This is a genomic window from Arthrobacter silviterrae (assembly GCF_011045165.1).
GTDB lineage: Bacteria > Actinomycetota > Actinomycetes > Actinomycetales > Micrococcaceae > Specibacter > Specibacter silviterrae.
This window is the reverse complement of the sequence record NZ_JAAKZI010000002.1, coordinates 194,866-218,086: the sequence shown is the minus strand read 5'-3', so window position 1 is coordinate 218,086 and position 23,221 is coordinate 194,866. Positions and strand designations below refer to the sequence as shown.

Below are 23,221 nucleotides of genomic sequence, written 5' to 3'. Positions count from 1 at the left end.
CGGTCCGTCAGGGCAGGCCCACCGTGACCGGGATGCCGGTGCCCGGGGTGGGCGGCTCGTAGGAGTCGTCAAAGGGCAGGTAGTCCATGTCCAGCAGCGGGTTCTCATCCTGCGTGGCCACCAGTTCCTGCGCCTCTTCCAGCGTGGCCACGCTGGGCATGGAGCCGGGCAGCGGCTTTTGGGCGGACTCGCGCAGGAAATAGATGGCCACCGCGCCAACGGCGGACGTCGCCATGAGGTAGTAGGCCGGCATCATGTCGTTGCCCGTGAGCGTGATCAGCCCCTGAATGATGAACGGCGCCGTGCCGCCAAAAAGGGCGACGGCGAAGTTGTAGGCAATGCCCATGCCGCCGTAACGGCTCGACGTCGGAAACAGCGCCGGCAGCGATGACGCCAGGTTGGCCACATAAAAGGTCACCGGGAAAGCGATCAGGGCCAGGCCCAGCAGCGTGGACCAGATGGCCCCCACACCAATGAGCATGAACGCAGGCACGGCCAGGACCACGGTGCTCAGGGCGCCGACCCATAGCACGGGGCGGCGGCCCACCTTGTCGGAGAGGCGCCCCGTCAGCGGGATGCACAGGGCCATGGCCACCAGGATGGGGATGGTGAGCAAGGTGCCGTGGACGGGGTCGTAGCCCTTGGAATCGGTCAGGTACGTGGGCATGTAGGAGGTCAGGGCGTAGCCCACGGTGTTGGCCGCGGCCACCAGCACCATGGCCAGCAGGATCTGGCGCCAGAACACCCTGACCAGCCGGACGGGGCCGTTGGCGGTGGCCTCGTCGCTGGCTGCGGCGGCCTTGGACGTTTCCTCCGCGGCGTCCAGTGTGGCCTGGAACTGGGGCGATTCCTCAATTTTCAGGCGGAAATAAACGGCGACGGCGCCGAGCGGGCCAGCAGCCAGGAACGGCAGACGCCAGCCCCACTGTTCCATGGAGTCCTGGCCCAGCGTCAGCTGCAGCACCGACACCAGTGCGGCGCCGATTGCGAAGCCAAGGTAGCTGCCCAGGTCAAGGATGCTGGCGAAGTAGCCGCGGCGCGCGTCCGGAGCGTATTCGCTGACAAAGGTGGTGGCGCCGGCGTACTCGCCGCCCGTGGAGAATCCCTGGACAAGCTTGAGCAACACCAGCAGCACGGCGGCCCAGATGCCGATCTGTGCGTAACCGGGCAGCAGGCCGACGGCGAACGTGGAGGCGGCCATGACCAGCAGTGTTGCGGCCAGCACCTTTTGCCGGCCCACCTTGTCCCCGAGCCAGCCAAACACGACCCCGCCAAGGGGGCGGGCCAGGAACGTCGCGGCGAACGTGCCCAGCAGGAACAGCGTCTGCACGGCGGCGTCGGCCTCCGGCAGGAACACGGGCCCCATGGTGGCGATCAGGTAGCCAAAAACGCCCACGTCGTACCACTCCATGGTGTTTCCGACAACGGTGCCGCCAAGGGCTTTTCTCAGCATGGGCGTATCCACGACATTGACGTGGTCGACGTCCAGGCGGCGTCTCTTGAGTTTTGGCAGGAGCGGCTTTTTTGGCCTTGCCTGCGATGGTTCTGCGGTGTCCCCGACACCTGTTTCCGGTTGAATCGTGCTTCGGTCCATGGGCATTTGCACATCCCCTTACGGAGGTCATTTGCTTGCGGTTTTTAGCTTTCTCGCTACGGGCAGACCATAAATTCTAGCAGATGGACTAATTCAAGCCCTGGGGAGAGGTCCGTCACACAGGCAAAAAGCCCTTGAAAGTCCGCCATTTTGGGGACCTTCAAGGGCTTTATTGCTAGCTGTTTTGGCTGACCAGCTGGCCGGTGGCGGGTGTTTCGGCGGCTGCCGCCGGAGCGCGCACTGCCCAGCGCTTCAGGGCAACCACGGCCAGCGCAGCGACAACGGTTCCCACCAAGATGGCCGTGATGAACATGCCGATGTTGCCGATGGCGAAGAAGACGAAGATGCCGCCGTGGGGTGCCTGCGAGGTGACGTGGAAGCCCATCGTAATGGCGCCGGTGACGGCACCGCCCAGCATGGTGGACGGGATGACCCGCAGCGGGTCGGCCGCGGCGAAGGGGATGGCGCCTTCGGAAATGAAGGAGGCACCAAGGAGCCAGGCGGCCTTGCCGTTTTCACGCTCGGCCAGGGAGAAGCGCTTCTTGTCGATCACGGTGGCCAGTGCCATGGCCAGCGGCGGGACCATGCCCGCGGCCATGACGGTGGCCATGATTTCCCACGGTGCGTGGTTCAGCGCTGATCCTGTGCCCAGGCCGGCAACTGCGAAGGCGTACGCCACCTTGTTGACGGGGCCGCCCAGGTCGAAGCACATCATCAGGCCCAGGACAATGCCCAGCACCACGGCGGACGCCCCGGACATGCCCGTGAGCCAGTGGTTCAGGCCGTTGGACAGTGCCGCGATGGGGCCGCCAAGGAACAGGAGCATGGCGCCGGAGGCGATGATGGAGCCCAGCAGCGGGATGATGACCACGGGCATGAGCCCGCGCAGCCAGCGCGGCACCTGCCAGGTGCCGATCCAGTAGGCGGCAAGGCCGGCCAGCAGGCCGCCCACCAGGCCGCCCAGGAAGCCGGCGCCCATGAACACGGCCACCGCTCCGGCCGTGAAGCCGGGTGCAATGCCGGGCCGGTCGGCGATGCCGAAGGCGATGTAGCCGGCCAATGCCGGGACCAGGAAGCCCATGGACAGCCCGCCGATCTTGAACGCGACAGCGCCCAAGTACAACAGGAGGTTGCCGCCGTCGGGCAGGTTCAGCAGCGTGTTGTCCGCCAGGATGTGGTCGGCCTGGCCGTTCAGTCCCAGCCCGTATCCGCCCAGCAGGAAGCCGAGCGCGATGAGCAGTCCGCCGCCGGCCACAAACGGGATCATGTAGCTGACACCGGTCAGCAGCACCTTCTTGACTTTGGTGCCCAGGTGCTCCCCGGCCGCCTCTGCGTTGTGCTCGGCAGCCTCCTCGGCGCCAAAGTGCGGCACCCGGTGTGCGTGGGGGTCCGTGGCAGCCGCAAGGGCCTCCTGGATCATCTTGGCCGGTTCGTCAATGCCGCGCTTGACGGGGGCGTTGATGACTGGCTTGCCGGCAAAGCGCTCCTTGCCGCGCACATCAACGTCGACGGCGAAGATCACGGCGTCGGCCGCGGCGATGACGGCGGGGTCCAGCGGCGTCACGGCGCCCGAACCCTGCGTTTCCACCTGGAGGTCTATCCCGGCCTCCTTGGCAGCCTCCACAAGCGAATCGGCGGCCATGTAGGTGTGGGCGATGCCGGTGGGGCACGCCGTCACAGCGACCAGGCGCTTCGGGGCGGCGGAGGTGACCGGGGCCGAAGCCGGGGCTGTAGCGGCAGCCGGGCCGTCCGCCGCGGTGCTTGGCTTTGGCGCCTCAGCCAGTGCGCCGTCGACCAGGGCCACGATCTCCTCCGGCGTTGCCGCTGCGCGCAGGGCCGCCGTGAAGTCCTTCTTGATGAGGGAACGGGCCAGCTTGGAAAGCAGCTTGAGGTGCTCGTTGTCGGCGCCGGCCGGGGCGGCAATGAAGAAAACAATGTCCGCGGGGCCGTCCTTCGCACCGAAGTCCACGGCCGGGGACAGACGGGCCATGGCAAGCGTGGCCTCGCGGACGGCCGATGAGCGGCAGTGCGGGATGGCGATCCCGCCGGGCACGCCCGTGGCGGTTTTCTGCTCGCGGGCCAGGGCATCCGCGTACAGGCTTTCGACGTCCGTGGAGCGGCCTGTGCCGGCAACCAGCTCGGCCAGCCTGCGGATCACGGATGGGGTGTCGGTGCCCAGGTTGGCATCCAGGGCCACCAGGGCGGTGTTGATGAGGGTTGTCATGTCATTTTTCCTTGACAGGGGTCAGTGCCGTCACGGCGACGTCGGCGGGGTGGGTTTGCTTGAGGGAGGGAACCAGTGTTCCGGGGAGGGAAGCGGCGGCCGCTCCATGGGCCACGGCTTGCTGCAGGCATTCGGCGGGGGTGTCCCCGCGCTGGCTGGCCAGCAGATATCCGGCGAGGGCGGAGTCGCCCGCGCCAACGGTGCTTTTGGCGGCGATGACGGGACCCTTGGCGAGCCAGCTGCCGTCTGCCGTGACCAGCACGGCGCCACGGGAGCCCAGCGTTGCCAGCACGGCCCCGACGCCCCGCTCCACCAGGGACGCCGCGGCGCTCGCGGCCATGAAGGGATCGGCCTCCAGGGATGGTCCGTCGCCAATGCCGGTCAGCTCGGCGAGTTCCTCCGCATTGGGCTTGAGCAGATCGGGCGACGCGGCCACGCTGGCTGCCAGCGGGGCTCCGGAGGAGTCGACGGCGATGCGCGGGGAGTCCGGGCCGTACGTGGCCCGGACTGCGGCAATCACGCGGGCGTAAAAATCGTCGGGCGCCCCCGGCGGCAGGGAACCGGCCAGCACCAGCCAGGCAGCGCCGTCGGACTTCTCCACGGCCAGCTTCAGCAGCGAGGCGAGCTGGGCGGCGGAGAGTGCGGGGCCGGGTTCGTTGACCTTGGTGGTGGTGCCGTCCGGCTCGGTGATGGCCACATTGCTGCGCAGGGGGGCGCCTATGGGGAGGGAAAGGTGCGGGATTTCCTCGCGGCCCAGCGCCAGCACGACGTCGTCTCCCGGATCTCCGGGCAGCAGCGCCAGGGCGGCAGTGCCGGAAGCGGTGAGGGCGCGGACGATGTTCACGCCCTTTCCGCCGGGATGGGCGGAGGCGGCGGCGGCCCGCTGGACCTCGCCGCGTTCCAGCCGGCCGGGCAGTTCGATGGTGCGGTCCAGGCTGGGATTGGGGGTCAGGGTGAGAATCATGCCAGCACCACCTCGACGCCGGCGGCTGCCAGTGCGGCGGCAAGATCGGGTGCGGGGGCGGTGGTGGTGATCAGGGTGTCGACCTCCTCAAGGTTGGCAAAGCGGACAAGGGTTTCGGCGCCGAGCTTGGAGGCATCGGCAAGGATGACAATTTGGCGGGCCGCACGGACCATGGCGGTCTTGGTGGCGGCCTCAACGGGGTCCGGGGTGCTCAGGCCAAAGTCCGCGTGGACGCCGTTGGCCCCGAGGAACGCGATGTCGGGGCGGAGGGCGCCGAGCTGTTCGGTGGCGCGGGCCCCCACCACGGCGCTGGTCAGCCCGCGGACCCGGCCGCCCAGGATGTCCAGCAGCAGGTGGGTGTTGTTGGAGAGCGTGGCGGCGATGGGGAGGGAATTGGTGATGGCGAGGAGTTCGTCACCTTCATTGGCGGGGGTCCAGGCCGCCAGTTTGTCGGCAAGGGCCGCAGTGGTGGTGCCGGAGTCCAGCAGGATCGAAACGGTCTGGGCTTGGGGGATCAGGGTCAGGGCGGCCGCGGCAATCCGCTGTTTTTCGTCCAGCCGCTGGCCCTGCCGTTCAACCAGGCTCGGTTCGGAACGGCTCAGCTTGTCCAGGGCGACGGCGCCGCCGTGGACACGCCGCAGCACGCGGCCGTCCTCCAGGGCCGCCAGGTCGCGGCGGACTGTTTCCTGGGTGATGGCGAAGAGGTCGGCCAGCTCGTTGACGCCGACCCGGCCCTGTGCGCCCACCAGTTCGGCAATGCGCTGGTGCCGTTCTTCCGCAAACATGGCGTTCCTTCCTCCGGTCCATCGCGTGACGGGCATCACATGATGTTGTTTCACATGACTTTATCTGTGTTTGTCTTCGCTTGTCAAGGGAAAACAACATAAACGCAGATTCGGGTGAGTGTGCCGGGTTCGGGTGCGCCGTTCGGGGGTGAATTGATGCGTCGGGTGCGCCGGTTCGGGGGTGCCGGCGGCGCACCGCGGTGCGTAGGCTGGCCTGATGGAAACGGTTGCGTGGTCCCGCCCGGAGAACGAACGCGCAGACACGCCGTTGCTGCTGATGCTCCACGGCTACGGCTCCTGCGAAAAGCGCATGGCTGAGGCGTTTGGTGCCATGCCCCGGGGATTTACCTGCGCCGCGCCGCGTGGTCCGCTGGATGTGGGCGGCGACTGGGGCTGGTTCCTGCTGGACTACTTTCTGGACAACGACTTTGCCGAAGTGGTCGCCGCCGCCACGAAGGTGCTGGCCTGGCTGGACACCGTGACGGCCACGTACAAGTTCAGCTCCGTCTCCGTCCTGGGGTTCTCGCAGGGGATGGCAATGGGCACCACGCTCATCCGCCTGCGCCCCGGGATGTTCACGGCAGCAGTGGGACTCTCCGGCTTTGCCCTCAACAACGATTTGCTGGCCGCCATGGAGCCGCTGGCCCGCCAAGTCCCCTTCTTGTGGGCCCGTGATACGGAAGACCTGGTCATCAACCCCGACGCCACGGCATTCACGGCCGAATGGCTGGCCGCCAACACGGATCTGCAGCAGGCCCGCTACGAAGGCCTGGGCCACAACCTCCGGGCCGACGAGCTCTCCGACGTGGCCTCTTTCCTGACGGCCAACGTGCCCGGCTCCTTCGTGCCGCGCGGGTAGGCGCCGCTCAGCCCCGCGGAAGCGCCGTCCCGCGGGAGCGCCGTCCCAAAAGCAGCCCAAAGGCGCACGCCGGTTCAACCAAAAGGTTGATGGCCGCCGTCGTGCGCGTCAATAGGCTGGAAGCAAAGCCCAACCAGCGAAGGAACCCCATGAAAAAGCTCTTCTATTCGTCATTCGCCTACATGGTGGTCGGCGTGCTTTCCGGCCTGTTTTACCGCGAATACACCAAGGGAAAGTCATTCGAAGGCTTCACACAGCTTTCCGTGGTCCACACGCACCTGCTGACCCTCGGCTTCATCGTCCTGCTGATTGTGCTGATCCTCGAGAAGCTGTTCACGCTGTCGAAGTCGCGCCTGTTCAGCTGGTTCTTCTGGACGTACAACGCCGGCCTCATCCTCACCGCCGCCATGATGGTGGTCCACGGCATGCTGCAGGTCCAGGGCGCCACGGACGTCTCCGCCGCCATCCCCGGCATTGCAGGCCTGGGCCACATCCTGCTCTCCGTTGCCATGGTGCTGCTGTTCCTGGCGCTGCGGACCCGCCTGTTCGGCGCCGGCAAGGAAAGGGTCGACGGCGGCGCCAAGGTGGCGCTGAAGGGTTGAGCCGGGCGCCGGCCGGGCCTGCTGGCGGTTAGGCTTGGAGCCAGGTCTACGGGAAGGTTTCGCATGGCGCGCAAGGATGTGGAAAAGGCGGGGAAGCCAAATCCCGCCGTCGGGCTGGCTGCCGCGGCCGCCTTTGACGACAAGGGCAGGCCCAAGCCCGCAGTGCACGGCATGCTGCTCAAGGCCGTGGAGGTGCAGCGGCCCCTGGTCCTGGCCAACCTGCGCCGGCTGCGCAAGAAATACCCCAACGCCACCGCCTTCGAGCTCAGCCAGCGGCTGGAACGCGACTTTCTGAACGGGGTCGGCACCGGCGGCGCGGCCATTGGCGCCACGGCCATCATTCCCGGCGTGGGGACAGTTGCGGCGCTCTCCATCTCGGCCGCCGCCACGGTGGTCTTCCTGGAGGCCACGGCGCTTTACGCCCAGTCAGTGGCGGAGCTGCACGGCGTCCGGCTGGCGGACCCGGAGCGGGCACGGCTCACCGTCATGGCCATCATGCTCGGCGACGAGGGCACGGCCATGCTTGCCGGACTCACGGGGCACGCCATCGGCAACGGCAAGACTCCCATGCAGGCCTGGGGCAAGACGGTGGGCAAGAGCATGCCCATCTCGGCGGTGAAGGCCATGGTCGGATCGCTGCAAAAGAAGTTCGTCAAGCGGATTGCTGTCCGGGGCGGTGCCTCGGTGGTGGGCAAGGCCCTGCCATTCGGCATCGGCGCAGCGGTGGGCGGCGTGGGCAACTACATGATGGGCCGTGCGGTGGTGGCCTCCACGCTCCGCGCATTCGGCCCCGCCCCGCTGGAGATCCCGGCGGAGCTTCTGGCTGAGCTCGATGCTCCCAAGGAGAAAAAGCCCCGCGCCGTGCGGAACTAGGCGCCTGCTTCAACCATTTGTCAGTGGAAGACCAGCGTTGCGAGGGTAAAGATGGCCAGGCCGGCCAGGGAACCCACCACGGTGCCGTTGATGCGGATGAACTGCAGGTCCTTGCCCACCTGGAGCTCGATCTTTTGGCTGGTCTCCACGGCGTCCCATCGCTCCACCGTGTCCGTGATGATGGACGCGATCTCGTGCTTGTACGTGCGCACCAGGTAGGACGCGGCGTCGGAGATCCAGGCGTTGGCCTTGCCGGCCAGTTCGGGATCGGTGGCCAGGCGCGTGCCAAATTCCTGCACGGCCCCCGTGAACTTCAGGCGCAATTCCGACTGCGGATCGTCTACGGCGTCAAACAAGGCCTTCTTGATGGTTTCCCAGGTGCGCCCCGCCAGGTTGCGGACCTCGGGGTCGCCCAGAACCTGCGCCTTGATGTTTTCGGCGCGGGCAATCATGGCTGGATCGTGCTGGAGCTCCTGGGCCAGGTCCGCGAGGTAGCTGTCCAGCTGCTGGCGGAGCTTATGGTGGGGATCGTTCTGCACGGCGCGGGCAAACTTGTAAATCTCGGTGTAAATCTTGTCCCCCACCAGCCCATCCATAAATTGCGGTACCCAGGCCGGCGAGCGGTCGGAGACCAGCCCGGAAATGGTGTCATGGTTGGCCTGGATCCACAGGGTGGACCGGTCGACCAGCAGGTCCACCAGGGCGTGGTGGTGGCCGTCGGCAAAGATCCGCTCCGCCACCTTGCCGATGGGCGGGCCCCAGGGCGGGTCAACGAGGTGCTTGCGGACCATGGACTCGATGACGTCCCGGACGTCGTCGTCCTTCAAAACCGCCATGGCGCCGCGCATCGCGGCCGCGCCCTCCGTGGCCACGCGCTGTGCGCTGGCGGGCTTGGACAGCCAGGCACCCACCTTTTCCGCAATCTGCGTCCCGGCCAGCTTCTCCGCCACCACGTTTTCAGAGAGGAAGTTGGTTTCCACAAATTCGCCCAGCGACGCCCCGATTTGGTCCTTGCGGTTGGGGATGATGGCCGTGTGCGGGATCTTGATCCCCATGGGGTACTTGAACAACGCGGTCACGGCGAACCAGTCGGCCAGGGCGCCCACCATGCCGCCCTCCGCCGCCGACCGGACATACTCCAGCCACGGGTACTGCCGGGCGAACGCGAACGCAACACAAAAAATCACGGCCATTGCCACCAGCAGCGCCAGGGCAATGTTTTTCATGCGGCGCAGGGCAGCTGCCTTTTCCGCGTCCGGATGGGGCGCGCCGGAAGTGCCTGCCTTCGGTGCCGTGCGTTGTTCGGGATGCGCCATAATGCAAGCGTAGCGTGGTGCCATGACAGTTCAGGTTTATGCCCACCGGGGTTCCTCCGGCCTCTTTGCCGAGCACACCCGCGCAGCCTATCTGCAGGCCCTGGCCGACGGCGCCGACGGAGTTGAGTGCGACCTCCACCTCACCGCTGACGGCCACCTGGTGCTGCTCCACGACGACGACGTCGACAGGACCTCCGACGGCACTGGCCCCGTGGCGGAGAAGACCCTCGCGGAGCTGAGGGGCCTGGATTTCAGCTCCTGGAAGGGCACGGCCATTCCGGAGGAATTCGGCGGCACCGCGGAGCAGCTGCTGACTTTGGGGGAACTGCTGGACATTCTGGCGGGGGCCGGGCGGCCAGTCGGCCTGGCGATTGAATTCAAGTACGGTGCGCTTTTTGATGCCGCGCTGGTGGACGCCGCACTGTCACTGTTGGCCGGGCGCGGCTGGTCCGCGGACGCGGGGCCCTCGGCACTGGGGGCCGGAAATGTCGGGGTTTCCTTCATGAGTTTCCACCCGGATGCCGTGAAGTACCTAGCGGAGCGCGTGCCGGCGGAGCTGGTCTGCCAGCTGCTGGAGGAAGTGGAAGTGGGGGAGGTGCGCGAGGAGCTCGACGTCGGCCCCATCGCCGGGCACACCGTGGCCTTCTTCATGCGCCGCGCCGTGGCAGAGGGCGAATCCCTGCTGGACCGCGGCGTCGCCCACCTCGCCGGGCCCGGCGTCGACTACCTGCGCGCAAACCCCGAAAAGACTGCGGGCTGGCTGGCTGCAGGGCGGCGTTTTCGGGTCTGGACGGTGGACACTGAGGAGGAACTGCGGCTCTGCCTGGAGGCGGGCGTGGCCGAGGTGACCACCAACCGTCCGGCAGAAATCAAGGCGCTGCTGTCCGGCATGTGATTGCATGGGGTCATGGCCTCACGGATTGAAGATTATGCGCTGCTCTCCGATTTGCACACCGCCGCGTTGATTGGCCGGGACGGCAGCCTTGACTGGCTGTGCTTCCCCCGCTTCGACTCGCCGTCGGTTTTTGCCGCCCTGCTGGGCACCGAACACCACGGGCGCTGGCTCATGGCGCCAGTGGACGGAAAGGTGGTGCGCCGGTCCTACGTGGGGCACAGCTTTGTGCTGGAAACGGAGTGGGAATCCGCCACGGGAACAGCACGCGTCACCGAGTTCATGCCCACCGAGGACAGGCGGGCCTCCGTGGTGCGGCGCATTGAAGGGCTGTCCGGCAGCATGGAATTCCGGCAGGAAATCACCATGCGCCCCGGCTACGGTGCGGTGCTGCCGTGGGTCCGGCGCGTCCGCCAGGACTCTGGCCACCCGGCCATCCTGGCCGTTGCCGGGCCGGACGCCCTGGTGCTGCGCGGCGCTGAGCTGCCCCACGCCGTCGACCATAAACACGGCGGCCGGTTCACGGTGGCGGCGGGGGACAAGGTTGAGCAGGAACTCATCTGGTACCCGTCTCACCGGCCCCTCCCTGCCGACATCGACCTGGACGCGGCGCTGCGGGACACTCTGGCGTATTGGGGCAGCTGGGCTGAAATGTGCAGCGAGGACGGGAAGTATGCACCGTTTGTGGAGCGTTCCCTGCTGGTGCTGCGCGCCCTGACCCATGAGGACACAGGCGGCATCGTGGCGGCGGCCACCACCTCGCTGCCGGAGGACTTTGGCGGGGCACGGAACTGGGACTACAGGTTTTGCTGGCTGCGGGACGCTGCGCTCACGCTGGAGGCCATGCTGACCCACGGCTATGAAAACGAGGCCCTGCGGTGGCGCGACTGGCTGCTGCGGGCCGTGGCCGGTGACCCCGAGGACCTGCAGATCATGTACGGGCTCTCCGGGGAACGGCAGCTGGCCGAGGGCGTGCTTGAGCACCTGCCGGGCTATGAAGGATCTGTGCCGGTGCGGATCGGCAACGGTGCCGTGGGCCAGTACCAGGCTGACGTGGTGGGCGAGGTGCTGGTGGCCATGGAAAAACTGCGCCTGGCCGGCGGCAAGGAGGACCACTTCTCCTGGCCGCTGCAGCAGGCCCTGTTGAAGTTCGTGGAGCGGCACCTGGCGGAACCGGACCACGGGATCTGGGAAATGCGCGGGGACCTGAAGCACTTCACGCACTCGCGGGTCATGATGTGGGCCGCGTTCGACGCCGGCGTCCGGGCCGTCCGCGACCACGGGCTGAAGGGGCCCGTGGAGCACTGGGAAATGCTACGCGAACAGCTGCGGACGGAAGTCATGGAGCAGGGCTTCAACAAGGAATTGAACACCTTCACCCAAACGTATGGCGGCACCACCACGGACGCCTCACTGCTGGTGATTCCGATGGTGGGCTTTGTGGACCATGGTTCGCCGGAAATGCTGGGCACGGTTGCCGCGCTGGAGGCCGAGCTCGTGGACCACCACGGCCTGCTGATGCGGTACCGCACGGACAGCGGCGTGGACGGCCTGGCCCCCGGCGAACATCCGTTCCTGGCCTGCTCCTTCTGGCTCGTGGAGCAGTATGCACACACGGGGCGCCGGGCCGAAGCGGTGGCCCTCATGGACCGGCTGGTGGGCTATGCCAACGAGTTGGGGCTGCTCAGCGAGGAGTACGACGCCGACAGCGCGCGCATGGCCGGAAATTTCCCGCAGGCCTTCTCCCACCTGGCGCTGGTGCGGGCGGCGGACGCCCTGCACGAGACAGACAGTGGCAGCACTGCAGGCGCCGGGGACGCCTGAGAACGTGAAACCATGGGTGCATGAAGTTACGTGAGTCGCCGGCAGCGAAGATCGGTGCGTCGATCGCCGTTGCCACGGGCCTTTACGGGGTGTCCTTTGGGGCGCTTTCCGTGGCGTCGGGCCTGTCGTTTTGGCAGACCATGGCCCTGAGTTTTCTGCTCTTCAGCGGCGGTTCCCAGTTTGCCTTCATCGGCGTGGTTGCCGGCGGCGGCTCCGGCGTCGCGGCCATGAGCGCCTCCGCGCTGCTGGGCATCCGCAACGGCGTGTACGGGATGCAGCTCAACGCCCTCCTGAGGCCCACCGGCTGGCGGCGCTTTGCCTCCGCCCATCTCACCATTGATGAATCAACGGCCACCGCCACGGGCCAGGCCGATCCGGCAGAGCAGCGGCGCGGTTTCTGGGTGGCGGGCCTTGGCATTTTCATCTTTTGGAACGTCATGACGGCCGTTGGCGCGGTGATTGGCAATGCCTTGGGCGACCCCAAGCAATGGGGCCTTGACGGCGCCGCCGTGGCAGCATTCCTGGGCCTGCTCTGGCCGCGCATCAAGGCGTTTCAGCCGGCCGCCATTGCGGTGGTGTGTGCCGTGGTGACGCTGCTTGCCGTGCCGTTTGTCCCGCCGGGCGTGCCCATTTTGGTGGCTGCGCTGGTGGCCGGGCTCATCGGCTGGTTCCGGCACGGGCGCACCCCTGACCATGCCCCCGGCCACGTGGATGACGGCCTGGAGCCGGACATTGAGCCATACAGGCACGACGCCGGCGCCCGTCCGCCGCGCCCGGCCCGCCTGGGGCAGGGGGAAGACGCATGAGCATGTGGATCTGGGTGCTGGTGGCGGCCCTGCTGGCCTACCTGACAAAGCTGCTGGGCTACCTGGTGCCGGCCAAGGTCCTGGCGAATCCGCGAATGTCGCGCGTGGCCGGCACCCTGACCATCGGGCTGTTGGCGTCGCTGACGGTGGTGAACGCGGCAGCCACGGGGACCGCCGTCGTGCTTGATGCCCGGGCCGGGGCCCTGGCCGCGGCCGCAGTGGCGCTCTGGTTCAAGGCGCCGTTTTTGCTGGTGGTGCTGGTGGGGGCGCTGGCCGCGGCCGGGCTGAGGCTACTGGGCTGGCCCTGAGCCGTAGGGGTTCTGGCCCTGCGCGTTGGGGTCCTGCTGGCCGGGCTGCTGATCGGGATAGGCCTGGCCCGGGTAGGCCTGGCCGGGGTACGGCTGCTGGGGGTACGGCTGCGGCTGCCCCTGGTAGGGCTGGCCGTATGGCGGCGCGAACTGCTGGGCGTACTGCTTTTGGGCGGCGGAAACATACTGCGGCCCCCGGTATGGGGCCTCGCCGTAGGAAAGTATGCTGGCGAAGACCACCGGAATGAACACCAGCCCCACGGTAAAGGCGGCATCCTTGCCAAACGCCTTCGCAATGTCGTTGAGGATGACAACCTGCATGTAAATGTTGAAGTACGGGATGAACAGGAACCAGAAATGGGATTCCGGCCGACCCGCAATTTTGACCAGGATCCACTGGTTGTAGAACGGCACATAGGCCTTCCACTTCGCGTACCCGGCCTTGCTGAACACCCCGGCCCACATGATGCCGGCCACCACCAAGGCCAGCACAATGATGAACAGGTAAAAGAACATCAAGGCCGCTATCAGGCCCATGGCTGCGGCCGGATCGACGCTGGAACTGCCGTAGGGGGCGGGGTCTGTGGCGCCAAGCACGGCGGCGAGGGAAGTGGCAAGCATAGTTGAACCTTATAGTGGGGCGCACCCGGCAACCAATGGGGAGGAGTCCCCTTCTGGTGAATAGTGGAAGAAGCAAAGACTCCCGGGGCAATAATGGGAGGGAAAGCACCAATTAAGAGGAGATTTCCATGATCGTGGCATTTTCAGTTGCACCCAGCGGTACCCCGTCCGGTGCGCCTGCGGGAACGGGCGACGACGCCTCCGTGCACACGGCCGTCGCGGCTGCCGTCAAGGTGGTCAGGGAATCGGGGCTGCCAAACCGCACCAGCTCCATGTTCACCGAAATCGAAGGCGACTGGGACCAGGTCATGGATGTCGTCAAGCGCGCCACCGAGGCCGCGGGCCGCTACGGCTCCCGTGTGTCACTTGTCCTGAAGGCAGACATCCGCCCGGGCCACACCGGCGAGCTGACGGGCAAGATTGACCGCCTCGAGGGAGCACTGGGGACCCTCGGGCGCTAGGCTGGGGCCATGGTTGAGCATCAGCGCCGGCCCGGTTGGGCTGAGGTCGAAGAATACTTGTCCGCAACGCTCGTGCAGGGAGGCGGCGGCATGGACGCCGTCATCTCCAGCATCGACCGCGCCGGCATGCCCCGGATCGAGGTGGCCCCCACAGCGGGGAAGCTGCTGATGCTGCTGGCCCGGATCCAGGGCGCACGGCGCGTGCTGGAGATCGGCACGCTGGCCGGCTTCAGCACCATTTGGCTGGCCCGCGGGCTTCCCGGCGACGGCCACATCACCACGTGCGAGTTCCTCCCCGAACACGCCGCCGTCGCCCGCGGCAACATTGACGCCGCCGGGTTTGGGGCCATGGTGGACATCCGCATTGGGCCCGCCCTGGACACCCTGCCCACCTTGGCCGGAGGGGAGCCCTACGACTTCGTGTTCATCGACGCGGACAAGGGAAACGACACCAACTATCTGCAGTGGGCGCTGAAGCTGACCCGTCCCGGCAGCGTGATCGTCATGGACAACGTGATCTGGGAGGGCACCATCCTGGACCCGGGGGATGATCTGGACGCCGCCGCCATCCGCGCTGCGCTGGACTTCATGGGGGCCAGCGATTCCCTCGACGCCACTGCCATCCAGACCGCAGGCTCCAAGGGCTGGGACGGTTTCGCCATTGCGGTGGTGAAGTAGTTTTTGGCCTGTGCCGGCTCGGCTACGCTGGTCGGGTGACCATCAAGCTGCGACCCGCCACCTCTGACGACGCCGAAGCGGTGATGCGCCTGCACCTGCAGTGCCATGAGGAGGCGTATGGCCGCCACCTGCCGCCGTCGTTCTTTGCCATGCGCCGCGAGACGCTGCCGGGCCGCGTGGAAAACTTGCGCCGGGGGATCGAGGCCGGGCATATTCCCATGCTGGCATACGACGGCGGCGGGCTGCTTGGGCTTGCGGCCGGCGGTCCCGCCCAGCACGCCGACGCGCCCGTTCCCGTGGAACTGTACATGCTGTACATCCTGCAGCGCGCCTACGGAAGCGGTGCCGGCCAGCTGCTGCTGGACGCCGCCATTGGGCGTGAGGCCGCGTTCCTTTGGGTGCTGGCGGACAATCCGCGCGCCCAGGCGTTCTACGCAAAGAATGGGTTTGCCCTTGACGGGGCCAGCGATGTTTTGGGCGACGACTGGCACAACTTGCCCGAGGTGCGCATGGTCCGCGCCGGGGTGGCGCCCTGATGGGACGCCAGAGGCCGCCCAGGAACGCCGTGGTTGAGCCGGACGCCGCCCTGTCCGGCCCCGTGGCCGGGCTGTACCCCACCGACACCGGCACGGCGGAGTTGATTGCCGACGGCGACAACCCGAATGGCTGGCTGCTCATGCTCAACGGCGTGCAGAGCTCCCATGTGGACCTGGCCGATCCCCTGCGCCTGGAATTCGAATACATGCGCTGGATCATGGCGCTGGTGGCGGACCGCTGGGCGCCGGACGCGCGCCTCCGGACGCTGAGCCTTGGAGGGGCTGCCTGCTCCATGCCCCGCTACCTGGTGGCTGCCTACCCGAATTCCCGCAATGTGGTGGTGGAAATTGACGGAAAGCTCGCCGCCCATGTCCGCGACTGGTTCGACCTTCCCCGCGCACCGCTGCTGAAAATCCGGGTGGGGGAGGCCCGGGAGGTCACGGAATCCCTGGCCCCGGCCAGCCGGGAGCTCATTATCCGGGACGTGTTTGCCGGGGCCAGGACTCCCCATGCGCTGATCACGGCCGAGTTCACGGAAGCGGCCCGCAAGGTGCTTATTCCCGGCGGCGTATATGTCGTGAACTGCGGTGACTCGCCCGCGCTGGCCACGGCCAGGCGGGAAGCTGCCACGATCGCCGCGGCGTTCGGGCACACCGCCATCATTGCCGATCCGCCCATGCTCAAGGGCCGGCGGTCGGGAAACATCATCATCGCCGGCAGCGATTTGCCCCTGGGCGACGGCCCCGGGTTGCCGCGTGCGCTGCTGGGGGGTGCCATGCCAGCCCAGCTGTGGGGCGACGCCAAGGTGCGCCAATTCGGCCAAAGCGCCCTGGTGCTCCACGACGCCGGTGCCTGAGAAAGCCAGCTAATCTGGGATTGGAGACGTCAGCGGCGGGCCCTGGGCCAGCGTTATGACCGTGCGCTGCGGAGCGTGGACAGAAAGGCGGCGGAAAATTGACAGACACAAGCAGGACCCCATCCAAGGTCCCGGCGGCGGACAATACGCTGCGCATCCTCAAGCTGCTCTCCTCCAAGAGGGGCCCGCTGGCGGCGTCAACCATCGCCACCACGCTGGACCTGCCGCGCTCCAGCGTTTACCACTTGCTCGGTGTGATGGAGGCCAGCGGCTTTGTCATGCACCTGCATGAGGAGCAGCGCTACGGCCTGGGCATTGCAGCCTTTGAACTCAGCAGCGCCTATTCACGCCAGGAGCCGCTGTCCCGGCTGGGCCGGCCCCTGCTCGAGGCCCTGGTTGACCGGATTGGCGAAAGCGCGCACCTGGCGGTGCTGCACGGGCGCGACGTCCTCTACATTGTGGAGGAGCGGGCGAAGCACCGCCCGTCCCTGGTGACCGACGTCGGCGTGCGGCTTCCCAGCCACCTCACCGCCAGCGGGCGCGCCATTTTGGCAGCGCTGCCCAAGTCGCAGGTCCGCGCGTTGTATCCGAATGCTGCGGCGTTTAGTTCGCGCACCGAGGTTCCGGACCCCATCGGCAAGTACTCCACGCTCTCCGCGCACCTGGACCAGGTCCGCCAGCGCGGCTACTCCACGGAAAACGGCGAAGTCACGGAAGGGTTCGGCTCCGTGGCGGCTGCTGTCACCGACCACCTGGGCTGGCCCGTGGCGGCCGTCGCCGTGACGTTCCTGGAGGCCAAGGTGCCGGCGTCGGAGTGGCCCGCGCTGGCCAGGCGGGTCACCAAGGTGGCGGGAGAGCTTTCGGTGCGGATTTACGGCCGCCCCGGCAGCTGACCGTCCCGCCGGCCGAGCCCGCGCGGCGAGTCCGAACCGGCGGCGAAAGGACCTTCCATCCCCCACCCTACCCCACCCGACGCTCCCTCACTTTATGGCCGTTTCTCCCCGACGCTCCCTCATCTTTCGCGGTTTTTTTCGATACGCTCCATCACTTGCTTGCGAGGCGAGCGGCGGGCAAACAGCCGCCGCGAGAGTTGCGAGGGAGCGTCGCCGGAAACCCCGCGAAACGTGAGGGACCGTCGCGGGAAAGACAGCGAAAGATGAGGGAGCGTCAGGGGGTGGGGGCGGGGAATTGCACGATCTTGTCGTCGCCGGGCCGGGGGTGTAAGTTTCACCCCCACGCACTGTCCGGAATCCCGGACACATGGGGCCGCAGGGTGGCAGACTTTGGCGCCGTTAAGCGGAATAGTGGCTCTTAAGCCCGCCGCAACGCAAAGGAACCACCATGACCGCCGCCGTTCTGTCCCAAGAAGTCACCCTCTCATCCTCCGGGGTCACGCCCGAAGACGTCATTGCCGTCGCCCGCCACAACGCCACGGTGGTGCTGAGCGCGGAGGCGCTGGCCGGCGTCGAACGCGTCAGGTCGCACATTGAAGAGCTGGCACACTCCGACACCCCGGCGTACGGCATTTCCACCGGCTTTGGCGCCCTGGCAAACCGCCACATCCCCGAGGACATGCGCACGCAGCTGCAGAAGTCCCTGATCCGCTCCCACTCCGCCGGCATGGGCCCGGCCGTGGAGCGCGAGGTGGTGCGGGCACTGATGTTCCTGCGCGCCAAGACGCTCGCCAGCGGAAGGACCGGCGTGCGCCCCGTCGTCGTCCAGACCATGGTGGACGTGCTCAACGCCGGCATCACCCCCGTGGTCCGCGAATTCGGCTCGCTTGGCTGCTCCGGCGACCTGGCACCCCTCTCCCACTGCGCACTGGTGCTCATGGGCGAGGGCGAAGCTGCCGGGCCCGACGGCGAAATCCGCCCCGTCCCGGAACTGCTTGCCGAGGCCGGCATCACCCCCATTGAGCTGGCCGAAAAGGAAGGCCTGGCGCTGGTCAACGGCACCGACGGCATGCTCGGCATGCTGCTCATGGCCATTGCCGACCTGAAAATGCTGCTGACGACGGCGGACATCACCGCCGCCTTGAGCGTCGAGGGCCTGCTGGGCACCGACCAGGTGTTCCTGCCCGAGCTGCACATGGAGCTGCGCCCGCACCCCGGCCAGGCAGCCAGCGCCGACAACATGCTGCGCGTGCTCGCGAACTCGCCGATCGTGGCCTCGCACCGCGTGGGCGACAACCGCGTCCAGGACGCCTACTCGCTGCGCTGCGCCCCGCAGGTGGCCGGCGCCGCCCGCGACACCGTGGACCACGCCCTCATGGTGGCCACCCGCGAACTCGCCGCCGCCATCGACAACCCCGTGGTCCTCCCCGACGGCCGCGTCTCCTCCAACGGAAACTTCCATGGCGCGCCCGTGGCCTACGTGCTGGACTTCCTCGCGATCGTTTCCGCGGACGTCGCCTCCATCGCCGAACGCCGCACCGACCGCATGCTGGACCCCGCCCGCAGCCACGGCCTGCCCGCCTTCCTGGCCGGCGACCCCGGCGTGGACTCCGGCCTTATGATCGCCCAGTACACCCAGGCCGGCCTGGTCTCGGACTCCAAGCGCCTCGCCGTGCCCGCCTCCGTAGACTCCATCCCCAGCTCCGCCATGCAGGAGGACCACGTGTCGATGGGCTGGCACGCCGCCCGCAAGCTGCGCCGTTCCGTGGAAAACCTGCGCCGCGTCCTCGCCATTGAGCTGGTCACGGCCACCCGCGCCATTGACATGCGCACCTCCATGTCCGACGGTGAACTGGTCCCCGGCCCGGCCGGCGCCGCTGTGATTGGGCTGCTTCGGGAGACGGTCCAGGGTCCCGGATCGGACCGCTTCCTCTCCCCGGAACTCGAAGAGGCCGACCGCCTGGTGGGCTCCGGCGCCATCCGCGCGGCGGCCGAATCAGCGACGGGCCCGTTGAACTAGCCAGGGCCGCGGCCGAGCTGGGATTCAACCACATAGGCGACGGAGCCGGTGTTCCCGGAGGTGACGTAAAGGAGACGCCAAAGGCCGCCCGCGGCCGACGCGTCGGATAGTCCCCAAGCGCTCCCACTGCTCGCAAGCTCGCAGCGGGTCCCTCGCGCTTGTGGGCCCAGCTGAGGGAATGCCGGTCCGGCGCCGGCCGCCCGTGACGATCCAACCCGCCCCCGATGTGACAGTTGCCACATCGGGGGCGGGCGTGTTTAATGTTCGGGTCACGCGAATACCAAACATTTATTCGAATTGGGGAATTCTGTGAAACTCGCCCGACTGGCATTCCAGCATGCGCGTCCCTACTGGGCGTGGATCGCGGCGGTGCTGGTGCTCCAACTGGCCTCCACCATCGCCGCCCTCTACCTGCCCAGCCTGAACGCGCAGATCATCGACCTGGGCATCTCCAAGGGGGACACCGGCTTCATCTGGAACACCGGCACCACCATGGTGGCGGTGTGCTTCGTCCAGCTGGCCACCGCCATTGGCGGCATCTATTTTGGCGCCCGCACGGCCATGGCGATCGGCCGGGACCTGCGCCGCGAGGTCTACCACCGGGTCAACGCCCTGGGCGCCCTTGATGTGAGCCGCTTCGGCACGGCCACGCTGATCACCCGCAACACCAACGATGTCCAGCAGGTGCAGATGCTGGTGCTGATGGCCCTGAACTTCATGGTTTCCACGCCCATTATGTGCATTGGCGGCATCGTCATGGCCCTGCGCGAGGACGTGGGCCTGTCATGGCTGGTGTGGGTCTCGGTGCCGCTGCTTTTCGCCGTCGTCGGCTTCCTGGTGGTGAAGCTGCTGCCCCTGTTCCGTGACATGCAGGGCCGCATCGATGACGTCAACGGCGTGCTGCGCGAGCAGATCACGGGGATCCGCGTCATCCGGGCCTTCGTCCGTGAAAAATTTGAGGCCGAACGGTACCGCGCCGCCAACCTGTCGCTGACCCGCGTTTCCGTCCGGGTGGGCAACCTTTTCGTGCTGATGTTCCCGCTCATCATGATGATCCTGCACCTCGCCACGGCCGCCGTGCTGTGGTTTGGCGGTGAGCGCGTGAATGCCGGCCAGATGCAGGTCGGCTCGCTGACGGCGTTCCTGCAGTACCTGCTGCAAATCCTGGTGGCCGTCATGATGGGCGTCTTCATGGTCATGATGATCCCGCGCGCCGCCATCTCCGCCGAACGCCTCGACGAGGTCCTCTCCGCCCAGCCTAGCCTGGCGGTTCCGGCGGGCACGGAGCTTCCCACGGGCCACGCCGTCGAATTCTCCGGTGTCACCTTCGGCTACCCTGGGGCCGAGCGCCCCGTGCTGAACAACGTGAGCTTCACTGCCAGGGCAGGCACGACGACGGCGATCGTCGGCTCCACCGGTTCGGGCAAGTCCACGCTGCTGAACCTGGTCCCGCGGCTTTTCGATCCCCAGGAGGGAACGGTGTGCATCGGCGGGGTGGACGTCAGCGAACTGAACCGGCGCCAGGTGGCCGGGCTGGTGGGGCTGGTGCCGCAGAAACCGTACCTGTTCTCCGGCACCATTGCCTCGAACCTGTTGTTTGGGCGCCCGGACGCGGACAACGATGAATTGTGGGAAGCGCTCCGGGTGGCCCAGGCCAAGGACTTTGTGGCGGAAAAGCCCAAACAGCTGGACGCCCCCATCGCGCAGGGCGGCACCAACGTCTCCGGCGGCCAGCGCCAGCGGCTCTGCATCGCCAGGGCCCTGGCCGCCCGCCCGCAAATCTTCCTCTTTGACGATTCGTTCTCGGCGCTGGACGTCGGCACGGACCAGCGTCTGCGCGAATCACTGCACGAAGCCACGGGAGGCGCCACCGTGATCATTGTGGCCCAGCGCATCTCCACCATCCGCGAGGCGGACCACATCATCGTGCTGGACAACGGCGAGGTGGTCGGGGCGGGCACCCACGATGAACTGCTCGACACCAACGACACGTACCGGGAAATTGTGGAGTCGCAACTGAGCATCGAGGGGGTTGCCTGATGGCCCGCACCAGCAAGCGGCAGGCTGCCGAGACAAACGCACCCCAGGACCCGGCCGACGTCGAGCTTCAGGAACCCGAGTACCAGCCCACTGGGTCCGACGGCGACATGTTCGGCGGCACCCCGGCCAAGAAGGCGCAGCACTTCTGGCCGTCCGTCAAGCGCCTGGTGGGCCTGCTGCGCCCCGAGCGCGCCCAGTTCTCCCTGGTGGTGGCACTGGTGGCCCTCTCGGTGGTGCTCACAGTCATCGCCCCAAAAATCCTCGGCGCGGCCATGGACGTCATCTTCAACGGCGTCATGGGCGCGGGGCTGCCGGCAGGCGTCCCGCTGGAGCAACTGGTGGCGGCCGCCCGCGCCGCCGGCCACGGGCAGTACGCCGACATGCTCGCCAAGACCAGCATCATTCCGGGGCAGGGCATCGACTTTGTCCAGCTCAGCCGGCTGATCGCCATTGTCCTGTCGCTGTACATGGTGGCGTCCACGCTCATGTGGCTCCAGGGCTTCCTGCTCAACGCCCTCGTCATGCGGGTGGTGTTCCGCCTGCGCGAGGACATTGAGCGCAAGCTCAACCGGCTGCCGCTGGGCTACTTTGACACCCGCCAGCGCGGGGACCTGATGTCCCGGGTCACAAACGACGTCGACAACATTCAGGCCGCGCTGCAACAGGCCTTCTCGCAGCTGGTGCAGTCCGCGCTGACGGTCCTGGGCATCGGCATCATGATGTTCATCGTCTCCTGGCAGCTGGCCCTGATTGCCTTGATTGCGCTGCCCCTTTCCGCCGTCATCGCCGGGGTGGTCGGTTCCCGCTCGCAGAAGCTGTTTGCGGCGCAGTGGAAACACACCGGCTCGCTCAACGGCCATGTCGAGGAGACGTTTTCGGGCCTTGAGCTGGTGCGCGCCTACGGCCGGGACGCGGAGATGCTGGCCGAGTTCGACAAACGCAACGAGCAGCTGTTCAAGGCGTCGTTCGGGGCGCAGTTTGTCTCGGGCATGATCATGCCGGCCATGCAGTTCGTCTCCTACCTCTCCTACGTGCTTGTCGCCGTCGTGGGCGGTCTGCGGGTTGCCACGGGGCAGATGACACTGGGAGACGCCACGGCGTTCATCCAGTACTCGCGGGAGTTTTCCCAGCCCATCGGGGAGATGGCGGGCATCGCCAACATGATCCAGTCCGGCGTGGCTTCGGCTGAGCGGACCTTTGAAATCCTCGATGCCGAGGAGCAGCTCGCGGAGGAGGAATCCGTGGCCCTGCCAGGGCAATCGGACGGCCAGGTGCGCTTTGAAAATGTGGCCTTCAGCTACTCGGAGACGACGCCTCTCATCCAGGACGTGACCTTCACGGTGCAGCCTGGGGAGACCGTGGCCATTGTGGGCCCCACCGGCGCAGGCAAGACCACCCTGGTCAACCTCGTCATGCGCTTTTACGAGCTCACCGGTGGTCGGATCCTGCTCGACGGCATCGACACCCGCCGCCTCACCCGCGAACAGGTGCGCTCGCAGGTGGGCATGGTGCTCCAGGACGCGTGGCTGTTTGAGGGGACCATCCGCGAAAACATCCGCTACGGCCGGCTGGATGCGAGTGATGCGGAGATTGTTGCCGCCGCGGAGGCCACCATGGTGGACAGGTTTGTCCGCCAGCTCCCCGAGGGCTACGACACCGTGATCGACGCCGACGGCGGCACAGTCTCCGCGGGTGAACGCCAGCTGATCACCATTGCCCGCGCCTTCATTGCGAACCCGTCGCTGCTGATCCTGGACGAGGCCACCTCCAGTGTGGACACCCGCACGGAGCTGCTGGTCCAGCACGCCATGGCAGCCCTGCGCACCGACAGGACGTCCTTTGTCATAGCGCACCGGCTGTCCACGATCCGGGATGCGCACACCATCCTGGTCATGGAGGACGGCGACATTGTGGAGCACGGCAATCACGAGGAGCTGCTAGCCCGCCGCGGCGCCTACTACACCCTCTACAGGACGCAGTTCCGCGGCGGCCGCGAGCTTGAGGGCGAGGTCGCAGCAGAAGCCCACTAAGCGGTTGGGCGGCGGCCCGTCCGGCCCCGGCTGGCGCG

General features: G+C 67.2%; 21 protein-coding genes. 15 read left to right on the top strand and 6 right to left on the bottom strand.

Going from position 1 to position 23,221, the window contains the following annotated elements; all coding sequences use genetic code 11:
* Positions 1 to 7: 7 nt before the first annotated feature.
* The 4 genes from G6N77_RS02430 to G6N77_RS02415 all read right to left on the bottom strand — a co-directional run bounded on the left by G6N77_RS02430 (position 8) and on the right by G6N77_RS02415 (position 5,567).
* Positions 8 to 1,600, bottom strand: coding sequence for an MFS transporter (locus G6N77_RS02430; RefSeq protein ID WP_165180400.1), 1,593 nt, complete (start codon positions 1,598 to 1,600; stop codon positions 8 to 10).
* A 169-nt stretch (positions 1,601 to 1,769) separates the two neighbouring features.
* Positions 1,770 to 3,818 (bottom strand): PTS fructose transporter subunit IIABC, encoded by a 2,049-nt coding sequence (locus G6N77_RS02425; RefSeq protein ID WP_165180399.1) that lies wholly within the window; start codon positions 3,816 to 3,818, stop codon positions 1,770 to 1,772.
* Between the two features lies 1 nt (position 3,819).
* Positions 3,820 to 4,782 (bottom strand): 1-phosphofructokinase family hexose kinase, encoded by a 963-nt coding sequence (locus G6N77_RS02420; protein ID WP_165180398.1) that lies wholly within the window; start codon positions 4,780 to 4,782, stop codon positions 3,820 to 3,822.
* Positions 4,779 to 5,567: a DeoR/GlpR family DNA-binding transcription regulator gene (locus tag G6N77_RS02415; RefSeq protein WP_165180397.1), complete on the bottom strand. Its 789-nt coding sequence runs from the start codon at positions 5,565 to 5,567 to the stop codon at positions 4,779 to 4,781. Before G6N77_RS02415 ends, G6N77_RS02420 begins: the two co-directional genes overlap by 4 nt.
* Before the next feature lie 217 nt (positions 5,568 to 5,784).
* Here G6N77_RS02415 and G6N77_RS02410 point away from each other — a divergent pair, with 217 nt between their 5' ends.
* The 3 genes from G6N77_RS02410 to G6N77_RS02400 all read left to right on the top strand — a co-directional run bounded on the left by G6N77_RS02410 (position 5,785) and on the right by G6N77_RS02400 (position 7,901).
* Positions 5,785 to 6,426 carry an alpha/beta hydrolase gene (locus G6N77_RS02410; protein ID WP_165180396.1) on the top strand — a complete coding sequence of 214 codons (642 nt, stop codon included), beginning with the start codon at positions 5,785 to 5,787 and terminating at the stop codon, positions 6,424 to 6,426.
* 149 nt (positions 6,427 to 6,575) lie between these two features.
* Positions 6,576 to 7,028, top strand: a complete 453-nt coding sequence (locus tag G6N77_RS02405) for a DUF2871 domain-containing protein (RefSeq protein WP_165180395.1) — start codon at positions 6,576 to 6,578, stop codon at positions 7,026 to 7,028.
* Positions 7,029 to 7,091: 63 nt separating this feature from the next.
* A complete protein-coding gene (locus tag G6N77_RS02400) occupies positions 7,092 to 7,901 on the top strand; it encodes a hypothetical protein (protein ID WP_240901604.1) in 810 nt (269 codons plus the stop codon).
* A gap of 20 nt (positions 7,902 to 7,921) precedes the next feature.
* On the opposite strand, the gene G6N77_RS02395 is transcribed toward G6N77_RS02400, so the two are convergent.
* Positions 7,922 to 9,217, bottom strand: coding sequence for a DUF445 domain-containing protein (locus G6N77_RS02395; protein WP_240901603.1), 1,296 nt, complete (start codon positions 9,215 to 9,217; stop codon positions 7,922 to 7,924).
* Positions 9,218 to 9,239: 22 nt separating this feature from the next.
* Here G6N77_RS02395 and G6N77_RS02390 point away from each other — a divergent pair, with 22 nt between their 5' ends.
* From G6N77_RS02390 to G6N77_RS02375, 4 genes are read left to right on the top strand one after another with little or no spacing between them, the layout of a single operon-like run.
* Positions 9,240 to 10,112, top strand: a complete 873-nt coding sequence (locus G6N77_RS02390; RefSeq protein ID WP_165180393.1) for a glycerophosphodiester phosphodiesterase — start codon at positions 9,240 to 9,242, stop codon at positions 10,110 to 10,112.
* Between the two features lie 12 nt (positions 10,113 to 10,124).
* Entirely contained in the window at positions 10,125 to 11,933 is a 1,809-nt protein-coding gene (locus G6N77_RS02385) for a glycoside hydrolase family 15 protein (RefSeq protein WP_165180392.1), read from the top strand.
* Positions 11,934 to 11,953: 20 nt separating this feature from the next.
* Positions 11,954 to 12,739, top strand: coding sequence for an AzlC family ABC transporter permease (locus tag G6N77_RS02380; protein WP_165180391.1), 786 nt, complete (start codon positions 11,954 to 11,956; stop codon positions 12,737 to 12,739).
* Positions 12,736 to 13,047: an AzlD domain-containing protein gene (locus tag G6N77_RS02375; protein WP_165180390.1), complete on the top strand. Its 312-nt coding sequence runs from the start codon at positions 12,736 to 12,738 to the stop codon at positions 13,045 to 13,047. Before G6N77_RS02380 ends, G6N77_RS02375 begins: the two co-directional genes overlap by 4 nt.
* On the opposite strand, the gene G6N77_RS02370 is transcribed toward G6N77_RS02375, so the two are convergent.
* Complete coding sequence (locus tag G6N77_RS02370) at positions 13,030 to 13,668, bottom strand: DUF5684 domain-containing protein (RefSeq protein ID WP_165180389.1); 639 nt, start codon at positions 13,666 to 13,668, stop codon at positions 13,030 to 13,032. The two genes, G6N77_RS02375 and G6N77_RS02370, sit on opposite strands and share 18 nt — an antisense overlap.
* A gap of 128 nt (positions 13,669 to 13,796) precedes the next feature.
* On the opposite strand from G6N77_RS02370, the gene G6N77_RS02365 reads away from it, so the two are divergent.
* The 8 genes from G6N77_RS02365 to G6N77_RS02330 all read left to right on the top strand — a co-directional run bounded on the left by G6N77_RS02365 (position 13,797) and on the right by G6N77_RS02330 (position 23,183).
* Positions 13,797 to 14,129: a thiamine-binding protein gene (locus G6N77_RS02365; protein WP_165180388.1), complete on the top strand. Its 333-nt coding sequence runs from the start codon at positions 13,797 to 13,799 to the stop codon at positions 14,127 to 14,129.
* 9 nt (positions 14,130 to 14,138) lie between these two features.
* Positions 14,139 to 14,807 carry an O-methyltransferase gene (locus tag G6N77_RS02360; RefSeq protein WP_165180387.1) on the top strand — a complete coding sequence of 223 codons (669 nt, stop codon included), beginning with the start codon at positions 14,139 to 14,141 and terminating at the stop codon, positions 14,805 to 14,807.
* A 35-nt stretch (positions 14,808 to 14,842) separates the two neighbouring features.
* Entirely contained in the window at positions 14,843 to 15,343 is a 501-nt protein-coding gene (locus G6N77_RS02355) for a GNAT family N-acetyltransferase (protein ID WP_165180386.1), read from the top strand.
* A complete protein-coding gene (locus G6N77_RS02350) occupies positions 15,343 to 16,200 on the top strand; it encodes a spermidine synthase (protein ID WP_165180385.1) in 858 nt (285 codons plus the stop codon). Before G6N77_RS02355 ends, G6N77_RS02350 begins: the two co-directional genes overlap by 1 nt.
* Before the next feature lie 98 nt (positions 16,201 to 16,298).
* Complete coding sequence (locus G6N77_RS02345) at positions 16,299 to 17,093, top strand: IclR family transcriptional regulator (RefSeq protein ID WP_165180384.1); 795 nt, start codon at positions 16,299 to 16,301, stop codon at positions 17,091 to 17,093.
* Between the two features lie 448 nt (positions 17,094 to 17,541).
* Positions 17,542 to 19,113 carry a histidine ammonia-lyase gene (hutH, locus tag G6N77_RS02340; RefSeq protein WP_165180383.1) on the top strand — a complete coding sequence of 524 codons (1,572 nt, stop codon included), beginning with the start codon at positions 17,542 to 17,544 and terminating at the stop codon, positions 19,111 to 19,113.
* A 309-nt stretch (positions 19,114 to 19,422) separates the two neighbouring features.
* Positions 19,423 to 21,153: an ABC transporter ATP-binding protein gene (locus tag G6N77_RS02335; protein WP_165180382.1), complete on the top strand. Its 1,731-nt coding sequence runs from the start codon at positions 19,423 to 19,425 to the stop codon at positions 21,151 to 21,153.
* Positions 21,153 to 23,183 (top strand): ABC transporter ATP-binding protein, encoded by a 2,031-nt coding sequence (locus tag G6N77_RS02330; RefSeq protein ID WP_165180381.1) that lies wholly within the window; start codon positions 21,153 to 21,155, stop codon positions 23,181 to 23,183. The genes G6N77_RS02335 and G6N77_RS02330 overlap by 1 nt, the downstream gene beginning before the upstream one ends.
* Positions 23,184 to 23,221: the final 38 nt, after the last annotated feature.